We start from the raw sequence: 19,000 nt of genomic DNA on the forward strand, positions 1-19,000 counted from the left end.
ACCGGAAACGCGCGGCGGTGACCCTCTGACGAGCCCCCGGACCGTTGGAGAGACCGTGACCCTGGCCGCGTCCACGCCCCAGCCCCACCTCGACACCGGCGACACCGCCTGGTTGCTCGCCGCCACCGCGCTGGTCCTGCTGATGACCCCCGGCCTGGCCCTCTTCTACGGCGGCATGGTCCGCACGAAGAGCGTCCTCAACATGCTGATGATGAGCTTCGTCTCCATCGCCCTGGTCACCGTCGTCTGGCTGGTGTGCGGCTACTCCCTCGCCTTCGGCGGCGACGTCGCCGACGGCCTCATCGGCGGCCTGGACCACGCGGGCATGGCGGGCGTCGGCCCGGGCAGCCTGCACGGCACCGTGCCCACCGCCCTGTTCGCCACCTTCCAGCTCACCTTCGCGATCATCACCGCCGCTCTGATCAGCGGCGCCATCGCGGACCGCGCGAAGTTCGGCGCGTGGCTGGTGTTCGTACCCGTGTGGACGCTGCTCGTATACGTCCCGGTCGCCCACTGGGTGTGGGGCCCGGGCGGCTGGATCGCGCACGGCCTGGGCGCCCTCGACTTCGCCGGCGGCCTCCCCGTGGAGATCACCTCCGGCGCCTCCGGCCTCGCGCTCTGCCTGGTCCTCGGCCCTCGGCTGGGCTTCAAGAAGGACGCCATGCGCCCGCACAACCTGCCCATGGTGATGCTCGGCGCCGGCCTGCTCTGGTTCGGCTGGTTCGGCTTCAACGCCGGCTCCGCGATGGGCGCCGACGGCCTGGCGGCGGCCGCCTTCCTCAACACCCTCGCGGCCGGCTGCACCGGCCTGCTCGGCTGGCTCCTCGTCGAGCACCGGCGCGACGGCCACCCCACCACGCTGGGCGCCGCCTCCGGCGCGGTGGCCGGCCTGGTCGCGATCACCCCGTCCTGCGGCACGGTCTCGCTGATCGGCGCCCTCGTCGTCGGCCTCGCCGCCGGCGCCGTCTGCTCGTACGCCGTGAGCTGGAAGTTCAAGCTGAACTACGACGACTCCCTCGACGTCGTCGGCGTCCACCTCGTGGGCGGGATCATCGGCACCCTGCTCATCGGCCTGTTCGCGGTCCGCGCGATGACCGGCGGCGCGGAGGGCCTCCTCTACGGCGGCGGGCTCGCCCCGCTCGGCAGGCAGCTGCTGGCCGTGGCCGCCGTCGCGGTCTACGCCTTCTCCATGACGTACGGCCTCGGCAGGCTCCTCGACCGGGTGACGGGCCTGCGCGCGAGCGAGGAGCAGGAGCACACCGGGCTGGACCTTACGGTGCACGCCGAGACCGCCTACGATCACGGGGTCCTGGGGCACGGCGCCCCGGCCGGCGCGTCCCCCGTCGTCTCCTCCGCCCAGAAGGTCAGGTCGCAGGCATGAAGCTCATCACCGCGATCGTCAAGCCGTACCGCCTCGACGAGGTCAAGACCGCGCTCCAGGAGATGGGCGTGCACGGTCTGACCGTCACCGAGGCGAGCGGCTACGGCCGTCAGCGCGGCCACACGGAGGTCTACCGGGGCGCGGAGTACCGGGTCGACCTCGTGCCCAAGGTCCGTATCGAGGTCGTCGTCGAGGACTCCGACGCCGAGGCGGTCATCGACGCGGTGGTCAAGGCCGCGCACACCGGCAAGATCGGCGACGGCAAGGTGTGGGCGGTGCCGGTCGAGACGGTCGTACGCGTCCGGACCGGCGAACGCGGCCCGGACGCGCTCTGAGCCAGGGGCTTCCGGGAACTACTGCCCCGCCCCCGCCGGCCCGGTCAGCCTGACCGCGCCGTCCGGGCCGGCCAGGAGCACCGGGGTCCGCGGGCCGCCCAGGTCGGCGACCGCCGCCCGGTCCTCGGGCGCGATGTCCTCCGCCTCGCTCACCACGGCCGCCGCCTCCAGCGAGGTCGCACCGGAGGCCACCGCCATCGCCACCGCCGTCCGCAGGGCGCTCAGCTTCAGCGAGGCGAGGTCCACCGACCCGGCGGCGTACGTCCGTCCCGTCTCGTCGCGTACGGCGGCGCCCTCGGGCACGCTGTTGCGGGCCCGTACCGAGCGGGCCAGGGTGACGATCTTGCGGTCCTCGGGGTCGAGCCCGTTGCTGTCGGTCATGATCCGAGCATACGAAAGCCGCCCCCGCCCCCCCCGCGGCAGGAGCCGCCGCCCCGCTCAGCCCGCCACCGGGTACATCGTCCCGCGCCGTCCCTCCGGCGAGGCCAGCCACTCCAGCTTGGCCGCGGTGCCGGCCTCCTCCAGCGGGGTGTGCAGCACGATCGTCAGGTCGGGCCGGGCCGGCACCTTCATCGCGGTGGCCTCCACGCACAGCAGCCCCACCAGGGGATGGTCCAGCTCCTTGCGGATCTGCCCCGCGTCCTCGATGTCCCGCTCCGCCCACAGCGCCCTGAACTCCTCACTGGCCGCGCTCGCCTGCTCCAGCACGGCCCGGTACCCCTCGTCGTCGGGGCGGGCGAAGGACGCGGCCCGGAACTGCGCCACGACCGAACGGGCGTTGCTCTCCCAGCTCTTGCTGCGGGAGCGGTACAGCGGGTCGGTGAAGAAGTCGATGAGGCAGTTCTGCGTGGTGCCGGGCCGCATGCCGAGCACGACCGCGGCCGCGTCGTTGTACATCACGCAGTTGTAGTACAGGTCCATGATGTGCGCCGGATACGGCATCCAGGTGTCGATCAGCCGCCGCAGCCCCTCGCTCATGTCCTGCCGCTCAGGGGTGAGTCGGGGCGCGGGCGGGTTCAGTCCGGCGAGCACGTACAGATGGCGGCGCTCGGCGTCGCCGAGCCGCAGCACCCGGGCCACCGAGTCGAGGACCTGCGGGGAGACGGAGATGTCCCGGCCCTGCTCCAGCCACTGGTACCAGGACGCCCCGACCCCGGCGAGCACGGCCACCTCCTCGCGCCGCAGCCCGGGAGTGCGGCGCCGGGCCCCGCCGTCGGGCAGCCCCGCCTCGGCCGGTGTCACCCGGGCCCGGCGGCTCATCAGGAACTCGCGCAGTTCGCGCAGCCGTTGGCTCTTGTGCGTGTCCGTGTCAGGCACGTACGGATCCCCCTCGTCGTGTCCGGTGGTGCCACCACCACCATAAGTTCCCACTCCCCACGGTTGTTCCGGTCGCAGGAACCTCTTTGCCATGGCGATCGACACCACCACCTCATCCACCGCCCCGACCCGGGAACCGCTCGGCGCCCCACGGCTGTCGACGCGCGGCAAACTCGTCCTGTTCGTCCTGTGCGCGGCCCAGTTCATGGTCGCCCTCGACTTCTCCGTGCTGAACGTGGCGCTGCCCCGGCTGGGCGCGGACCTCGGCATGAGCCGCTCCGCGCTCCAGTGGGCGGTCACCGCGTTCTCGCTTCCCTCGGGCGGGTTCCTGCTGCTGTTCGGCCGCGCCGGCGACCTGTTCGGCCGCCGCCGGCTCTTCCTGTCGGGCCTCGCCCTGTTCGGCGCCGCCTCGCTGCTGGCCACCCTCGCCTGGGACCCGGCGTCCTTCCTCACCGGCCGGGCGCTCCAGGGCCTCGGCGCGGCGGCGATCGTGCCGACCGGCATGTCCCTGCTGACCACGACCTTCCCCGAAGGCCCGGCCCGCGACCGCGCCCTCGGGATCTCCGGCACCCTGCTGTCGCTGGGCTTCACCGTCGGCATGGTCGCGGGCGGCGTCCTCACCGACGCCCTCGGCTGGCGCTCCACGATGGCCCTGCTCACCGTGTTCGCCCTGGTCGTACTGCCTCTCGCCCCCGGCCTGCTGCCCGAGTCCCTCCCCCATAGCCTGGACGGCACGGGAGGTGCCCCCATCCCCGGCCGGCCCCGCCTCGACGTGCCCGGCGCGGTCACCGTCACCGCGGGTCTGCTGTCGCTGATCTACGCCCTGTCCACCGCCGCCGGACACGGCTTCGGCCGCGCGGACGTCGTCGCCGCGCTGATCGCGGGCCTCGCCCTGCTGGCCGCGTTCGCGGTCGTGGAGTCCCGCTCGGCCGCGCCCCTGGTCTCCCTGCCGATGCTGCGCCGCCGCACGGTCGCATGGGGCAACCTGGGCGGTCTGGTCACCTTCTCGATGATGTCGACGGTGATCTTCGTGCTGACCCTGTACCTCCAGGAGATCCTGCGCCTGTCGGCCTTCGAGACCGGCCTGGTCTTCGGCGTCCTGGGCGTGTTGTCGGCGCTCGCCGGGGCCCGCGCGCCGAAGGTCATCGGCCGGTTCGGCGCCCGCCGCACCCTCGTCGGCTCCCTCGCGGGACAGGGCGCGCTCATCGCCGCGCTGCTCGGCCTGAACGCCCACGTCTGGTCGGTGTGGCTCGCCACGGCCGCCGTCTCGCTGGCCGGCGTGTGCCACCTGGGCGCGATCATCTCCTACGGACTGACGGTCACCTCCGGGGTCCCCGACGAGGAGCAGGGCCTGGCCACCGGCCTGGTCACCACCACCCAGCAGGTCGGCGTCACGGTCGGCATCCCGCTGCTGGGCGTCCTCGCCACCACCTCGGGCGACCTGCTCTCCGGCGTCCGCACGGTCCTCGCGCTCGACGCGGTGATCGTCCTCGCGGCGGCCGCACTGGTCGCGCTCGGACTGCGCGGGCAGGGTGCGGAACCGGCGTCAGGGCCGGTCGAGCCGTAGACGCTCCGCGCGCGGCAGGCCGGCCACCACGAGGTCGTAGGAATCCTCCACCAGCTCCCGGACCAGCCGGTCCGGGAGCGAGCCGTCCGCGGTGACGGTGTTCCAGTGCCGCTTGTTCATGTGCCAGCCGGGGACGATCAGCCCCGGGTGCGCGGTGCGCAGCCGGATCGCGTCCTCGGGGTCGCACTTGAGGTTCACCGTCAGGGGCCGCGCGTCCAGGCCGGTCAGCGCGAACATCTTGCCCAGGACCTTGAAGACGGAGGTCTCCGGGTTGAAGGGGAAGTCCTCCACCGCCGCGTTGAACGACAGGCACAGGGCGCGCAGCTCCTGGGGCGTCACTCGGGCTCCTTCTCGCCGCCGTCCAGGGGGCCGGCGCTCTCCACCGGCTCCACCAGCACCGTCACGATCTTGTTCCGGCGGCCGGCGGCGGCCTCGGCGGTCAGCCGCAGGGCCCGGCCGTCCGGCAGGTCCACCACCGCCGACGCCCCGGCGATCGGGACGCGGCCCAGGGCCTTGGCGAGCAGCCCGCCGACCGTCTCCACGTCCTCGTCGTCGTACTCCTCCAGGCCGTACAGCTCGCCCAGGTCGGTGATGTCCAGGCGGGCGGTGACGCGGTGGCGGCCCTCGCCGAGGTCCTCCACCGGCGGCAGCTCCCGGTCGTACTCGTCGGTGATCTCGCCGACGATCTCCTCGAGGATGTCCTCGATGGTGACCACGCCCGCCGTGCCGCCGTACTCGTCGATGACGACGGCGACGTGGTTGCGGTCCTTCTGCATCTCGCGCAGCAGGTCGCCCGCGTTCTTGGTGTCCGGCACGAACACCGCCGGGCGCATCGCCGTGGACACCAGGTCGCTCTCGGCGTCCCGGCTGATGTGCGTGCGCCGGGCCAGGTCCTTGAGGTAGACGATGCCGACGATGTCGTCCTCGCTCTCGCCGGTGACCGGGATGCGCGAGAAGCCGGAGCGCAGGGCCAGGGTGAGGGCCTGACGGATCGTCTTGTACCGCTCGATGACGACCAGGTCGGTGCGCGGCACCATCACCTCGCGGACCAGGGTGTCCCCGAGCTCGAAGACCGAGTGCACCATGCGGCGCTCCTCGTCCTCGATCAGCGACTCCTGCTCGGCCAGGTCGACCATCGCGCGCAGCTCCGCCTCGGAGGCGAAGGGGCCGCGGCGGAAGCCCTTGCCGGGGGTGAGCGCGTTGCCGATGAGGATCAGCAGGGACGGGATCGGGCCCATGATCCGCGCCAGCGGCAGCAGCACGTACGCCGCCGCCGTCGCCGTGTTCAGCGGGTGCTGCCGGCCGATGGTGCGCGGCGAGACCCCGACGGCGACGTACGACACCAGCACCATGACGGCGATCGCGACGACCAGCGCCTCGGCCGTGGAGGTGAACTCCTCCAGGCAGGCGTAGGTGACCAGCGAGGCCGCCGCCATCTCGCAGGCCACGCGCACCAGCAGCGCCACGTTGAGATAACGCGTCGGGTCGGCGGCCACCTTCGCCAGCCCCGCGCTGCCCCGGCGGCCGGACTTGACCGCCTCCTCGGCGCGGAAGCTGGAGATGCGGGCGAGGCCCGCCTCCGCACAGGCGGCGAGCCACGCGACGACGACCAGGGCGATCGCCCCGACGACGATCTGCGGACTCATCGGCGGCTCACGAGACGGTCGGCGCGGGGGAGGGGCCCTCCAGGCCCCGCTCCGCGCGCCAGCCGTCCACGATCGCCGCCTGCAGACCGAACATCTCGGCCTTCTCGTCCGGCTCCTCGTGGTCGTACCCCAGCAGGTGCAGCACGCCGTGGACGGTGAGCAGTTGCAGCTCCTCGTCCATGGAGTGCCCCGTCTCGGCCTCGGCGCCCTGCTTGGCGGCGACCTCCGGGCACAGCACGATGTCGCCGAGCAGCCCCTGCGGGGGCTCCTCGTCGTCCTTGCCGGGGGGCCGCAGCTCGTCCATGGGGAAGGACATGACATCCGTGGGTCCCGGCAGGTCCATCCACTGGATGTGCAGCTGCTCCATGGCGTCGGCGTCCACGACGATCACCGAGAGCTCGGAGAGCGGGTGGATGCGCATCCGCGCGAGCGCGTAGCGGGCGATGTCGAGGATCGCCTGCTCGTCGACCTCGGTTCCGGACTCGTTGTTGACGTCGATCGACATGGCCGTGCTGGTCTACTTCCCCTTGTGCCCGTGCCCGGCCCTGCCGTGGCCGCCGCTCCGGGGAGCGCCGCCGTTCTCGGTGCCGTGCCTGCTGTCGTACTTCTCGTACGCGTCGACGATACGGCCCACGAGCTTGTGCCGTACGACATCGTGCGATGTCAGCCGGGAGAAGTGGACGTCCTCGACGCCCTCCAGGATCTCCTGCACCTGCCGCAGACCGCTCTTGGTGCCGCCCGGCAGGTCCACCTGTGTCACGTCACCCGTGATCACGATCTTGGAGTCGAAACCGAGCCGGGTCAGGAACATCTTCATCTGCTCGGGTGAGGTGTTCTGCGCCTCGTCCAGGATGATGAAGGCGTCGTTGAGCGTACGGCCGCGCATGTACGCCAGGGGGGCGACCTCGATCGTGCCCGCCGCCATCAGACGGGGGATCGAATCCGGGTCGATCATGTCGTGCAGCGCGTCGTACAGCGGGCGCAGGTAGGGGTCGATCTTCTCGTAGAGCGTGCCGGGCAGGAAGCCGAGGCGCTCGCCGGCCTCGACCGCCGGGCGAGTCAGGATGATGCGGTTGACCTGCTTGGACTGCAGGGCCTGCACCGCCTTGGCCATGGCGAGGTAGGTCTTGCCGGTGCCCGCGGGGCCGATGCCGAAGACGATCGTGTGCTTGTCGATGGCGTCGACGTACCGCTTCTGGTTGAGGGTCTTGGGGCGGATGGTGCGCCCGCGCGAGGACAGGATGTTCTGCGTCAGCACCTCGGCCGGGGTCTCCTGGCCGTCGCTCTCCCCCCTCTCGCTCGCCTTGAGCATGGCGATCGAGCGTTCCACAGCGTCCTCCGTCATCGGCTGCCCGGTGCGGAGCACCAGCATCATCTCGTCGAACACGCGCTGGATCAGGGCGACGTCCGCCGGGTCGCCGACCGCGCTGATCTCATTGCCCCGGACGTGGATGTCGGCCCCCGGGAAGGCCTTCTCGATCACGCGCAGTAGGGAGTCGCCCGAACCCAGGACGGTCACCATGGGGTGCTGGGCGGGGACGGTGAACTCTGCTCTGGCCTGCCCCTGCGCGGGGGTGCTTGCTGCGGGTGTCTGAGTCATGGGCCGGCACTCAAGGCCTGCGGTTCCTCCTCGTCAGGGCCGCACGGCTGAGGGCGGCCTCGCGTCTCCCAGGGTACGACGGGGAAGTGACAACGCCGTAGGGCTTTTCGGGGGCCGGGCGGACGCCCCGTGCGTGGGCCGGACGGCCCCGGGTCTCACTCCACGCCCCGGATGCGGCCCACCAGCAGCGCGCCGGCGAGCCCGATCACCGCCGCCAGCAGGTACAGCACCCGGTAGCCGCCCAGATACGTCACGACCGGCGCGGCCAGCGCCGGGGCCGCGACCTGGGGCAGCGCGTTGGCCACGTTGATCACGCCCAGGTCCTTGCCCCGGTCCAGCGCCCTGGGCAGCACGTCGGTCATCAGCGCGAAGTCGACGGAGGTGAACACCCCGAAGCCCACGCCCAGCACCGCCGCCGCGACGACCGCGCCCGGCCAGGTCTGCCATGCCGCGAGGCCCGCCGTCGCCACCGCCATCAGCACGCCCGACCACACCACGAACGGCTTGCGGCGCCCCACCCGGTCCGACCACACGCCCCCGGCCACCACCGTGGCCAGCAGCGTCGCCCCGTTCACCGCCGTGAGGACCAGCACGCCGCGGTCCGGGTCGGCGTAGTGCACGCGGTCGCGCAGGTAGTAGAGCAGGTAGAGCAGCACGAGCGCGTTGCTGAGGTTGATCAGGAAGCGCGTCAGCCAGGCCCAGCCCAGGTCCGGGTGGCGGCGCGGGCTGAGCCGGAAGCCCGCGAGGAAGCCCCGCCACGACCAGGCCGGCCGGTCCGCCGCCGCCAGCCGCAGGTCCCGGTGGCAGAGCACGTACGGCAGCACGCCCGCCACCGTGAACACCGCGCAGGCCGCGTACCCGGCCGCGATCCCCCCGGCCGCCGTCGCCAGCCCCGTACCGCCGACCACGCCGAGGATCTGCGCCGCGCCCAGCCAGCCGCCCACCGCGCCCCGCTGCCCGCGCGGTACCCGGTCCGGCACCGCCGCCGTCACCGCCGCGAAGGCCGCGTTCAGGGTGAGCTGGACCAGGCACCAGCCCGCCGCCATCGACCACACCCCGCCCGCGCCAGCGAGCAGCAGCAGCGACAGCGCGCCGCCCGCCGTGCCGGCCACGATCCACGGGGTGCGCCGGCCCCAGCGGGCGGTGGTGCGGTCCGACAGCGCCCCGAAGAAGGGGTTCGCGACCAGCGACACGGCCGCGCCCGCGCCCGTCACCCAGGCCAGCAGGGTCTCCTTGGACATGCCGGTGCCGGGCGCGAACTCCCTGGCCTGGGAGGCGAGCAGGATCTGCAGCGGGCCGTACCAGCCCACCCAGATCGCCCCGTTGGCCAGCGACAGCGACGCCGTCCAGCCGCGGCCCACCCGCCGTACCGGCTCGGCGAGCGCCTGCGACGGCAGCCGGGTCTCCGTCATCCCGAGGCCCGCCCCTGCGCCCGCAGCAGGTCGCGGTACCAGCGGTAGGAGGCCTTGGGCGTGCGCTCCAGCGTCTCGTAGTCGACGTGCACGAGACCGAAGCGGCGCGCGTACCCCTCCGCCCACTCCCAGTTGTCCAGCAGCGACCACACGAAGTAGCCGCGCACGTCCACGCCGGCCTCGACCGCCCGGTGCAGGGCGCGGATGTGGCCGTCCAGGTAGGCGATGCGGTCGGTGTCGTCCAGGCCCTCGTAGGAGCAGCCGTTCTCGGTGATCACCACGGGCGGGAGGCGGTCGCCGTAGCGGTCGCGGAAGCCGGTCAGCAGCTCGGTCAGCCCCTCGGGGACCACGGGCCAGCCGAAGTCGGTCACCGGGCGGCCCTCGATCTCCCGCACGGAGAAGGGCAGTTCGGCGGGGAGCGTCACCCCGCCGAACTCGATCTCGGCGCCCTCGGGGGCGCCCACGAGGGTGGGGGCGTAGTAGTTGATCCCGTACCAGTCCAGCGGCTCGGAGATGATTTTCAGGTCCGCCCGCACGTCTCCGGGCATCAGCTCGCCGAGCCCGGCCGGGTACTCGCCCAGCAGCAGCGGCTCCGCGAACAGGCGGTTGAGCAGCACGTCGTAGAAGTCGGCCGCCTCCACGTCCGCCGGTTCGGCGGAGGCGGCCCAGGTCGGGCCGTGGGAGTTGGCGATGCCGATGCCGGCGGCCCCGGCCGCGCGCAGCGCCCGTACCGCCAGACCGTGTGCGAGGAGCTGGTGGTGGGCGACGGGCAGCGCGTCGAACAGGAGCTTCCTGCCGGGGGCGTGCACGCCCAGGGCGTGGCCGAGGAGGGTGTGCTCGGCGGGCTCGTTGAGGGTGATCCACTTGTCCACCCGGTCGCCGAGGCGTCCGGCGACCACAGACACGTACTCGGCGAAGCGGGAGGCGGTGTCCCGCTCGAGCCAGTCCAGCCGGGCCGGCAGGTCCCAGTGGAAGAGGGTGGGGACCGGGCGGACGCCGGCCGCGAGCAGCTCGTCGACCAGGCGGTCGTAGAAGTCGAGGCCGCCGGGTGAGTTCACCCGGGGCCATGAGACGGAGAAGCGGTACGCGCCGACGCCGAGGCCGGCCAGGAGGGCCACGTCCTCGGCGTGGCGGTGGTAGTGGTCGCAGGCCACCTGTGCCGTCGAGCCGTCCTTGATGTGCCCCGGACCGGCCGTGAACGCGTCCCACACGGACGGCTCGCGCTCGTCGGCGGCTCCCTCGATCTGGTGCGCCGAGGTGGACACGCCCCACAGGAAGCCGTCCGGGAACCGGGGAGCCGCCGTGCCTGCAGTGCCTGCGTCAGTCGCCATGCGCGGATCATCCGTACCGGCGGTAACGGAAGTCAACGCCCTTGCGTCAGGCGGAGGTTGCGCGAACGCTCACGCCCCTTCCTTGAGCACTCTGGAGACCAGCTCCCGCTGGTCCTCGGTCAGCCGCGGGTCGGCCGCGTAGACGGTCCGGCCGTCCACGGTGATCTCGTAGCTGAAACCGTCGGGCACCCCGGCCGGCGGGGTGTCCGGCCCGGCGGCCAGCACCCGTTCGGCCAGGGCGCGCCACTCGGGGGCGTCGGGCCGCCCCGAGGTGTCGACCTCGGCGCGGCGCTCGATGCCCGCGAAACCTCCCGTACGCCTCACTCGAATCCGCATGGGTCCGTGTCTAGTACGGATCCGCCCGGAACCCCAGCGTCCGCGGCCGCCGCGGCCCCACGGCGTCCGAAAACCCCGTGGCCTACAGCGTCCGTACCCCGACCTGTTCCCAGCCCTTCTGGACGGCCTGGAGCTCGTCGCCCGCGCCGTAGCGCTCGCGGGCCGCCTTGACGGTGAGGGTCGCGAAGTCCGCGAAGAGGGCGTCCTCCTTGAGCTCGCCGCCGGTCAGCACGTCGTACCAGACCTGCCCGGCCTTCTCCCAGGCGTGGCCGCCGATCGCGGTGGCGACCAGGTAGAAGGCGTGGTTGGGGATGCCGGAGTTGATGTGCACGCCGCCGTTGTCGCTGCCGGTGTGGACGTAGTCGTCCATGGTGGCCGGCTGCGGGTCCTTGCCGAGCACGTCGTCGTCGTAGGCCGTGCCGGGGGCCTTCATGGAGCGCAGCGCGGTGCCGGTGACGCGCGGGGCGAGGAGTCCCGCGCCGATCAGCCAGTCGGCCTCGGCGGCGGTCTGGCCGAGCGTGTACTGCTTGATCAGCGAGCCGAAGACGTCCGAGAGCGACTCGTTGAGGGCGCCGGACTGGCCGAAGTAGGTCAGGTTGGCGGTGTGCTGGGTGACGCCGTGGGTCAGCTCGTGGCCGATGACGTCCACCGGGATGGTGAAGTCGAGGAAGATCTCCCCGTCCCCGTCGCCGAAGACCATCTGCTCGCCGTTCCAGAAGGCGTTGTTGTACTTCACGTCGTAGTGGACGCTGGCGTCGAGCGGGAGGCCGCTGCCGTCGATGGAGTGGCGGCCGTAGGCCTTCAGGTACAGCTCGAAGGTGGCGCCCAGGCCCGCGTAGGCGCGGTTGACGGTGGCGTCCTTGCCGGGCTGCTGCCCCTCGGAGCGGACCTTGTGGCCGGGCAGGTCCTGCTTGTGCCGCGCGTCGTAGACGGTCCGGTCCGGCTGGTCGGCGGACGCGCCCGCGGGGACGGCGACGGCGGGCGCGCCGATCACGGTGGTCAGCCGGCGGTGGGTGCGCTGGTAGGCGTCGTGCTCCAGGGACCGGCGGGCCGGACCGGAGAGCGCGGGGTCCTGGTGCCGCGCGAGGCGGTCGAGGACATGGGGCGGCACGATGGTGCAGAAGACGGGCTCGAAGCCCCCGTTGGTCGTCATGCCCGGCACCTTCGCACTGTGTGACGCACATGTCACTAGCTGCCACCATGATTGGTGAAATACCGGGACAGGAACGGCGACGCTGAGTGACGATGTGGTACAGGGCACTTTTGTCCTGTTTGTGACCGCGATCCCGCATACTGGAACGCGTCCCCGCCTCCCGGGTGGCTCGGCTAGGCTGCGCAGCATCATGCGTTTCGGGCTGCTTCTCCTTAGCTGCCGCGGCGAGGGCCTGTAGTCGAGGCCGACCCCCTCCCCGCGGAGTTCGGCGTTGCGCCGTCGGCCGTCCTTCCGGCACCCGCGGCACCGCGTCCGCGGAACTCTCGAGGAGCCCACGCAACCATGGCGAACCGCCAGCAGCCCAGTTCCATGCCGATCCACAAGTACGGCCGCTACGAGCAGGTCGACATCCCCGACCGCACCTGGCCCGACAAGCGGATCACCGTCGCCCCCCGCTGGCTCTCCACCGACCTGCGCGACGGCAACCAGGCCCTGATCGACCCGATGTCGCCCGAGCGCAAGCGCCGGATGTTCGACCAGCTGGTCAGGATGGGCTACAAGGAGATCGAGGTCGGCTTCCCCGCCTCCGGCCAGACCGACTTCGACTTCGTGCGCTCCATCATCGAGGAGGAGGGCGCGATCCCCGAGGACGTCACGATCTCCGTACTGACCCAGGCCCGCGAGGACCTGATCGAGCGGACCGTGGAGTCCCTGAAGGGCGCCCGCCGCGCCACCGTCCACCTCTACAACGCCACCGCCCCGGTCTTCCGCCGGGTCGTCTTCCGCGGCTCCAAGGACGACATCAAGCAGATCGCCGTCGACGGCACCCGCCTGGTGATGGAGTACGCCGAGAAGCTGCTGGGCCCCGAGACCGACTTCGGCTACCAGTACAGCCCGGAGATCTTCACCGACACCGAGCTGGACTTCGCGCTGGAGGTCTGCGAGGCGGTCATGGACGTCTACCAGCCGGGCCCGGGCCGCGAGATCATCCTCAACCTGCCCGCCACGGTGGAGCGTTCGACCCCGTCCACGCACGCGGACCGCTTCGAGTGGATGCACCGCAACCTGACCCGCCGCGAGTACGTCTGCCTGTCCGTCCACCCGCACAACGACCGCGGCACGGCGGTGGCGGCGGCCGAGCTGGCGCTGATGGCCGGCGCCGACCGCGTCGAGGGCTGCCTGTTCGGGCAGGGCGAGCGGACCGGCAACGTCGACCTGGTCACCCTGGGCATGAACCTGTTCTCGCAGGGCGTCGACCCGCAGATCGACTTCTCCGACATCGACGAGATCCGCCGTACGTGGGAGTACTGCAACCAGATGGAGGTCCACCCGCGCCACCCGTACGTGGGCGACCTGGTCTACACGTCCTTCTCCGGCTCCCACCAGGACGCCATCAAGAAGGGCTTCGACGCGATGGAGGCCGACGCGGCGGCCCGCGGCGTCACGGTCGACGACATCGAGTGGGCGGTGCCGTACCTGCCGATCGACCCCAAGGACGTCGGCCGGTCCTACGAGGCCGTCATCCGCGTCAACTCGCAGTCCGGCAAGGGCGGTGTCTCCTACGTCCTGAAGAACGACCACAAGCTGGACCTGCCGCGCCGGATGCAGATCGAGTTCTCCAAGCTCATCCAGGCGAAGACCGACGCCGAGGGCGGGGAGATCACGCCCAAGGAGATCTGGGCGGTCTTCCAGGACGAGTACCTGCCCAACCCGGACAACCCCTGGGGCCGCCTCCAGGTGCGGACCGGCCAGTCGACCACGGACACCGACGGCGTGGACACGCTGACCGTCGAGGCCACGGTCGACGGCGAGGACACCGTCCTCACCGGTTCCGGCAACGGCCCCATCTCGGCCTTCTTCGACGCCCTGCAGTCCATCGGCGTGGACGTACGCCTGCTCGACTACCAGGAGCACACGATGAGCGAGGGCGCCTCGGCGCAGGCCGCCTCGTACATCGAATGCGCGATCGGGGACAAGGTCCTGTGGGGGATCGGCATCGACGCGAACACGACACGTGCGTCGCTGAAGGCGGTCGTCTCGGCCGTCAACCGGGCGGCCCGCTGACGGCCCTCCGGCCCCTCTGACCGGCGCTTTCCAGGGCCCCGGCCGCCTGATCCGGCGGCCGGGGCCCTGTCGTGCACCCGTCGTATACCGGCCACAAGGGCCGTGGAGGTCACGGAAAGGTCTCCTCGGGGTACTGACGCGGGCTCACCGCTGTGGCTAACATCACGCCAGCGCGGCGATGTTGCCGCGTGGTTACGGAGGTGCGACGTGCTGCCAGTACGGGGACGAGACGGCCGTGCCACCCGGCTTGCCCGCATGCTGGGCACCCGTACGGCGTGGACACCCGTCGGCGACGGCGAGTTCTTCTGTCCGGGCTGCGGCGGGGACCGCAACTACCAGCGGCTCAACGGCCGCCGGCGCTTCACCGTCCTCGGCGTGCCCCTGCTGCCGCGCGGCACCGCCGGCCCGGTCGTCGAGTGCGCCGCCTGCCGGTGCCACTTCGGCACGGACGTCCTGGACCATCCGACCACCACCCGCTTCTCCGCGATGCTCCGCGACGCCGTCCACACCGTCGCCCTCGCGGTGCTCTCCGCGGGCGGCACCTGCTCCCGTACGGCCCTGGAGACCGCGGCCGCCGCCGTCCGCGCGGCCGGCTTCGCCGAGTGCACCGAGGAGCAGCTGGCCGCCCTCGTCGAGGCGCTGGCCGCCGACACCGGCCGCGTCTGCGAGGACGAGGACCGGCCCTGCACGGCGGGGCTGGCCATAGAGCTCCACGAGGCCCTCGACCCGCTGGCCCCGCACCTCGCCCCCGCCGGCCGCGAGTCCATCCTCCTCCAGGCCGCCCGCATCGCCCTGGCCGACGGCCCCTACACCCCCGCCGAACGCGACGCCCTCACCACGGTCGGCAGGGCACTGACCATCTGCACGGACGACGTAACCCGACTGCTGGCAGCGGCCCGGACGCCGTCGTAGACGGCGGGGGCGCGCGCCGTTCACCTTCGCCTAGAGCAGTCCGGCGGCGGTGAGGAAGGACCGTACGCGGGCCGTCTCTTCCAGGGACAGGGGGATCTGCGGGTCGGCCGTGGCGGGGCAGGCGATGATGCCGCGCAGGTGCAGGGCCGTCTTGAAGGCGCCGAGGGCGGAGGAGCCCGGGCCCATGCGGGCGGGGTCGCCGGCGCGGGTCATGCCGAACAGCGCGCACAGGCGGTCCTGCTCGGCGCGGGCGCCCTCCCAGTCGCCCGCGCGGGCGAGGCGGTACAGGCGCACGTACCCGTGCGGGTCCACGTTGGCGAAGCCCGGCACCGCGCCGTCGGCGCCCACGGCGAGCGCGGCGTCCATGATCACCTCGGAGCCGGTGAGCACGCTGAAGGCTGCGGTCGCCGGGTCCTTCCGCGCCCCCGTGACGACCTCCCGGAACCCCGCCAGGTCTCCGCTGGAGTCCTTCAGCCCCGCCAGCACGCCCTCGGCGGCCAGCTCCAGCACGAGGGAGGCGGGCAGTCTCGTGGGCACCGACACGGGGATGTCGTAGGCGACGACGGGGACGGGGCTGTGCTTCGCGATACGGCGGTAGTGGCGGGCGATCTCCGCCGGGTGGGCGGCGCGGGCGTAGAAGGGCGCGGTGACGACGACGGCCTGCGCGCCCGCCCCGGTGACGGCCTCGACGTGGTCGAGCACCCGCGCGGTGGCCATGTCGATCGCCCCGGCGAGCACCGGCAACTGCCCGCCCACGTGCCCCACCACGGCCTCGACGACCTGCCGCCGCTGCCGGTCCGTCAGATAGGCGGCCTCCGACGTCGACCCCAGCACGAACAACCCGTGCACCTCGCCCTCCACCAGATGCTCGACCAGCCGCAACAGCGACGGCACATCCACCTCCCCCTCCGCGGTGAGCGGCGTACACACGGGCGGCACGACACCGGTGAGCGGGGCGGGGAAGGTCATGGGGGCTCCCTGGGGTGGCGGTGACGGTGATGGTTCGCGGGTCGCTACAGATGCCTTGCAGTGCTCTGTATAGTCGCCGCTCCGCCCGGTAATTCGCTGGGCCCCGCACGGCGCGCTGCCTACCATGTACGCATGACCTGGCGACATTGATCCCGCATCCCCGCCGCGCGCGGCACCCGGCGGCTGGCCGCGGTGCTCTACTGCTACGCCTTCCTCGGCGACTTCGTCCTGCTCTACCCCGTGTACGCGCTGCTGTTCAGCGACGCCGGCCTGTCGTCCTGGGAAATCTCCTCCCTCTTCGCCCTCTGGTCGGCCACCGGCGTGGTCCTCGAAGTGCCCTCCGGCGCCTGGGCCGACGCCGTGTCCCGGCGGCTGCTGCTCGCCCTCGGCCCACTGCTCACCGCCGCCGGGTTCGCCCTCTGGGTGCTCCTGCCCTCCTACGGGGCCTTCGCGCTCGGCTTCCTCCTCTGGGGCGCGGGCGGAGCGCTCGGCTCCGGTGCGCTGGAGGCTCTCGTCCACGACGAACTCGGCCGTCTCGGTGCGGCGGAACGGTACGCCCACGTCATGGGGCGTGTCCGCGCGGCCGGGCTCGTAGGGGTGGTGGCCGCCATGGGGCTTGCCGGTCCCGTCTTCGCCCTCGGCGGCTATCCCGCCGTCGGCGCGGGCAGCGTGCTCGCCTGCCTGCTGGCCGCCGTCACCGCGACCCGGCTGCCCGAAGGGCGAACTCCCACCCAGGCCGAGGAGAGTTGGGCCGTCACCCTGCGGGCCGGGCTCGCCCAGGTCCGCGCCGAGCGGTCCGTGCGCGGCGCCCTTCTGCTGGTCCCGGCCGTGGGCGCCGTGTGGGGCGCGCTCGACGAGTACGCCCCGCTCCTCGTGCGCGGCACGGGCGTACCCGACGGCACCGAGCCCTACCTGCTCCTGCTCATCTGGGCCGGGGCCACGGCCGGCGGCCTGCTGTCCGGCCCCTGCGCCCGCCTCGGCCGCACCGGCCTCGCCGCCCTGCTCGCGGCCGCCGCCCTCGCCCTCGCCTTCGGCGCCGCGCTGCGGACACCGGCCGGGCTCGTCCTCGTCGCCCTCGCCTTCGGCGGCTTCCAGCTCGCCACGGTGCTCGCCGACGCACGGCTCCAGGCCCGCATCGACGACGCACGCCGGGCCACCCTCACCTCGGTCGCCAGCCTCGGCACCGACCTGTCGACGGTGGCGGTGTACGGGGCCTACGCCGCCGTCAGCTCCGCGAGTTCGCACGCCACGGCGTTCCTGTGGGCCGCGCTGCCCTACCTCGTGACCGCGCTGTTCCTACGAGTCCGGGGCTAGAACCCCGCCGCCCCCACGGCACCCACGAACCCGGCCCAGGCCGCGCCGCCGATCACCAGCACGTCCCCGTCCGGCACCTTGCTGTCCCGGACGGGGACGACTCCGGGGACGCCGTCCGCGACTTCGAGACAGTCGCCGCCCTCGCCGTTGCTGTGGCTGCTCTTCCGCCAGCGGGCGGCGCCGGGGAAGTCGTGGGCGACCTCTACGCAGCTACCGCCCTCGCCGTTGCTGTAACTGCTCTTGGACCAGTGGGCGTTGGTCAGGTCGTACTCACGCATAGTCTGAAGTCCTCCGCCGCCGACTCGACCATGGCCAGGGACGCCTCCGGCGACAGCGTGGCGACCCTGAGCAGATCGTATGCGCGGTGGGCCCGCTTCACCACGGCCGGTTCGTCCACCAACGTGCCCGAGAATGACGTCTCTGTGTAGGCGACCGGCGGTGCGTCTTGGAACTCCATGAGTTGCAGCATCCCGCCCATGGCCGCGTGCGCCCCAGCCGCGTACGGCAGTACCGTCACCACCGCCGTGCGCTCGCGCATCAGCCGCGCGATCCGCTCCAGTTGCTCCGCCATCGCCCCCGGCCCGCCCACCGGGATGCGCAGCACGTTCTCGTGGAGGGTCACCCAGTACTCGGGCCTGGCGGCGTCGTCGAGGATGCGCGAGCGTTCCAGCCGGGCGGTGACGATCTCGTCGACGTACTCGTCGGTCTTGAACGGGTTGGCCGCGATGGTGAACGCGCGGGCGTATTCCTGCGTCTGGAGCAGACCCGGCACCACCGTCGGCGCGAACTCGCAGATTCTCGTGGCCAGTCGCTCCAGCTCGACCACGTGGGCGAAATAATCCGCGTACCGCGGATCGTCAATCAGCTTCCTGCACAGCCGCTCGAAAATACCGTCGGTTTGCAGTACCTCGTCGATTCGCTGGGCCACGTCCAACTGTGGCTTCCTGATCGCCTGTTCGAACTGGCCGATGTAGCCGCCCGAGACGAAGACCCGCGCACCCAGCTCCACCTGCGTGAGCGCCGCGTCCTCGCGCCGTCGCTTCAGTTCCGCGCCGAAGAACTCCCACGCCGCCTGGCGTGAACCGTTGGCCATTGCCAACCCCCTTTTGCTGCCCCGCCGTTGTAGGGCCGGAAACCCTTCCGACTTTAGACGCGGAAGGTCACCGTGGAGACGCGAAGAGTGAAATGGAAGGAAGCGAACTGTGGCGACACCGAACCCGGTCCACTCGGCGGTATGCGTGACGGAGGCGGAGGAAACCCTCGCCGAATTGCGGGCCGCGCTCCAAAGGGCCGGAATCACCCTGCCCTCGCTGCGCCTCGACCCGGCGGGACTCGCCCGTGAGGCGCCCTGCCCGCTGGTCGAGCTGGGGCGCTGCTCCGTGGAGACGGCGGCCCGGCTCGCCGCGGTGCTGCGGTGAGCGGCGAGCCCCGGCCGCCGGTCGGTTCGTACGCCGTGGACACCGGGACCGCCCGGGTCGGGGTCGTCGTGGGCCACGAGGGGCCGTACGTGCGGTTACGGCCCCTCGGCCAAGGCCGCGAGTGGGACTGCGTACCGGACGCGCTGCGCGCCGCGACCCCGGCCGAGCGGCTGCGCGCCGCGACGGCGTACGCCAACGCCCGCAGCCGCGGCGAGGTGCCGTGAGGCGGCGGGCCGGGCCGGCCG

Annotated in this window: 21 protein-coding genes; 8 read left to right on the forward strand and 13 right to left on the reverse strand. The window is 72.3% G+C overall.

All coding sequences use genetic code 11. The features are described 5' to 3' along the window. Positions 1 to 55: 55 nt before the first annotated feature. A complete protein-coding gene (locus IE217_RS21975) occupies positions 56 to 1,381 on the forward strand; it encodes an ammonium transporter (RefSeq protein WP_190179632.1) in 1,326 nt (441 codons plus the stop codon). Continuing rightward, positions 1,378 to 1,716, forward strand: a complete 339-nt coding sequence (locus IE217_RS21980) for a P-II family nitrogen regulator (RefSeq protein ID WP_189702730.1) — start codon at positions 1,378 to 1,380, stop codon at positions 1,714 to 1,716. The genes IE217_RS21975 and IE217_RS21980 overlap by 4 nt, the downstream gene beginning before the upstream one ends. An 18-nt stretch (positions 1,717 to 1,734) precedes the next feature. Here the strand turns inward: IE217_RS21980 and IE217_RS21985 are convergent, their stop codons facing one another. After that, on the reverse strand, positions 1,735 to 2,097 hold the full coding sequence (locus tag IE217_RS21985) for a cytidine deaminase (RefSeq protein ID WP_190179633.1): 363 nt from the start codon (positions 2,095 to 2,097) through the stop codon (positions 1,735 to 1,737). A 57-nt stretch (positions 2,098 to 2,154) separates the two neighbouring features. Continuing rightward, positions 2,155 to 2,976, reverse strand: coding sequence for a helix-turn-helix transcriptional regulator (locus tag IE217_RS21990; RefSeq protein ID WP_229865509.1), 822 nt, complete (start codon positions 2,974 to 2,976; stop codon positions 2,155 to 2,157). Between the two features lie 148 nt (positions 2,977 to 3,124). Here IE217_RS21990 and IE217_RS21995 point away from each other — a divergent pair, with 148 nt between their 5' ends. Beyond that, positions 3,125 to 4,600, forward strand: a complete 1,476-nt coding sequence (locus IE217_RS21995; protein ID WP_190179635.1) for an MFS transporter — start codon at positions 3,125 to 3,127, stop codon at positions 4,598 to 4,600. On the opposite strand, the gene IE217_RS22000 is transcribed toward IE217_RS21995, so the two are convergent. The 8 genes from IE217_RS22000 to IE217_RS22035 form a co-directional block, all read right to left on the reverse strand. After that, the gene (locus IE217_RS22000) at positions 4,580 to 4,939 is read right to left on the reverse strand and encodes an MmcQ/YjbR family DNA-binding protein (RefSeq protein WP_190179636.1); all 360 of its coding nucleotides are present in this window, start codon (positions 4,937 to 4,939) and stop codon (positions 4,580 to 4,582) included. The genes IE217_RS21995 and IE217_RS22000 overlap by 21 nt on opposite strands. Further along, entirely contained in the window at positions 4,936 to 6,246 is a 1,311-nt protein-coding gene (locus IE217_RS22005) for a hemolysin family protein (RefSeq protein ID WP_190179637.1), read from the reverse strand. Before IE217_RS22005 ends, IE217_RS22000 begins: the two co-directional genes overlap by 4 nt. Before the next feature lie 7 nt (positions 6,247 to 6,253). Next, positions 6,254 to 6,751 (reverse strand): rRNA maturation RNase YbeY, encoded by a 498-nt coding sequence (gene ybeY, locus IE217_RS22010; protein ID WP_190179638.1) that lies wholly within the window; start codon positions 6,749 to 6,751, stop codon positions 6,254 to 6,256. Between the two features lie 12 nt (positions 6,752 to 6,763). Continuing rightward, positions 6,764 to 7,846, reverse strand: coding sequence for a PhoH family protein (locus IE217_RS22015; protein WP_190179639.1), 1,083 nt, complete (start codon positions 7,844 to 7,846; stop codon positions 6,764 to 6,766). 155 nt (positions 7,847 to 8,001) lie between these two features. Then, positions 8,002 to 9,258, reverse strand: coding sequence for an MFS transporter (locus tag IE217_RS22020; protein WP_190179640.1), 1,257 nt, complete (start codon positions 9,256 to 9,258; stop codon positions 8,002 to 8,004). Next, a complete protein-coding gene (locus tag IE217_RS22025) occupies positions 9,255 to 10,589 on the reverse strand; it encodes a GH1 family beta-glucosidase (protein WP_190179641.1) in 1,335 nt (444 codons plus the stop codon). The genes IE217_RS22020 and IE217_RS22025 overlap by 4 nt, the downstream gene beginning before the upstream one ends. Before the next feature lie 69 nt (positions 10,590 to 10,658). Further along, positions 10,659 to 10,925 (reverse strand): protealysin inhibitor emfourin, encoded by a 267-nt coding sequence (locus tag IE217_RS22030; RefSeq protein ID WP_190179642.1) that lies wholly within the window; start codon positions 10,923 to 10,925, stop codon positions 10,659 to 10,661. Between the two features lie 82 nt (positions 10,926 to 11,007). Then, complete coding sequence (locus tag IE217_RS22035) at positions 11,008 to 12,078, reverse strand: M4 family metallopeptidase (RefSeq protein ID WP_190179643.1); 1,071 nt, start codon at positions 12,076 to 12,078, stop codon at positions 11,008 to 11,010. A 342-nt stretch (positions 12,079 to 12,420) separates the two neighbouring features. Between IE217_RS22035 and leuA the strand changes: the two genes are divergently transcribed. Both leuA and IE217_RS22045 read left to right on the forward strand, forming a co-directional pair. Further along, the gene (gene leuA, locus IE217_RS22040; protein WP_190179644.1) at positions 12,421 to 14,142 is read left to right on the forward strand and encodes a 2-isopropylmalate synthase; all 1,722 of its coding nucleotides are present in this window, start codon (positions 12,421 to 12,423) and stop codon (positions 14,140 to 14,142) included. A 207-nt stretch (positions 14,143 to 14,349) separates the two neighbouring features. After that, positions 14,350 to 15,054 (forward strand): tellurite resistance TerB family protein, encoded by a 705-nt coding sequence (locus tag IE217_RS22045; protein WP_190179645.1) that lies wholly within the window; start codon positions 14,350 to 14,352, stop codon positions 15,052 to 15,054. Between the two features lie 30 nt (positions 15,055 to 15,084). Here the strand turns inward: IE217_RS22045 and IE217_RS22050 are convergent, their stop codons facing one another. Then, a complete protein-coding gene (locus tag IE217_RS22050) occupies positions 15,085 to 16,023 on the reverse strand; it encodes a dihydrodipicolinate synthase family protein (RefSeq protein ID WP_190179646.1) in 939 nt (312 codons plus the stop codon). Positions 16,024 to 16,215: 192 nt separating this feature from the next. Here IE217_RS22050 and IE217_RS22055 point away from each other — a divergent pair, with 192 nt between their 5' ends. After that, complete coding sequence (locus tag IE217_RS22055; RefSeq protein WP_229865487.1) at positions 16,216 to 17,337, forward strand: MFS transporter; 1,122 nt, start codon at positions 16,216 to 16,218, stop codon at positions 17,335 to 17,337. Here IE217_RS22055 and IE217_RS22060 read toward each other — a convergent pair. Next, complete coding sequence (locus IE217_RS22060; protein WP_190179647.1) at positions 17,334 to 17,615, reverse strand: DUF397 domain-containing protein; 282 nt, start codon at positions 17,613 to 17,615, stop codon at positions 17,334 to 17,336. The genes IE217_RS22055 and IE217_RS22060 overlap by 4 nt on opposite strands. Continuing rightward, complete coding sequence (locus tag IE217_RS22065; RefSeq protein ID WP_190179648.1) at positions 17,597 to 18,430, reverse strand: helix-turn-helix domain-containing protein; 834 nt, start codon at positions 18,428 to 18,430, stop codon at positions 17,597 to 17,599. The genes IE217_RS22060 and IE217_RS22065 overlap by 19 nt, the downstream gene beginning before the upstream one ends. Before the next feature lie 109 nt (positions 18,431 to 18,539). Here IE217_RS22065 and IE217_RS22070 point away from each other — a divergent pair, with 109 nt between their 5' ends. Both IE217_RS22070 and IE217_RS22075 read left to right on the forward strand, forming a co-directional pair. Continuing rightward, positions 18,540 to 18,755 carry a hypothetical protein gene (locus IE217_RS22070; RefSeq protein ID WP_229865488.1) on the forward strand — a complete coding sequence of 72 codons (216 nt, stop codon included), beginning with the start codon at positions 18,540 to 18,542 and terminating at the stop codon, positions 18,753 to 18,755. Further along, positions 18,752 to 18,979 (forward strand): hypothetical protein, encoded by a 228-nt coding sequence (locus IE217_RS22075; protein WP_190179649.1) that lies wholly within the window; start codon positions 18,752 to 18,754, stop codon positions 18,977 to 18,979. Before IE217_RS22070 ends, IE217_RS22075 begins: the two co-directional genes overlap by 4 nt. The last annotated feature ends 21 nt before the right edge of the window (positions 18,980 to 19,000 follow it).

The sequence above is a fragment of the Streptomyces naganishii JCM 4654 genome (genome assembly GCF_014650575.1).
Lineage (GTDB): Bacteria > Actinomycetota > Actinomycetes > Streptomycetales > Streptomycetaceae > Streptomyces > Streptomyces naganishii.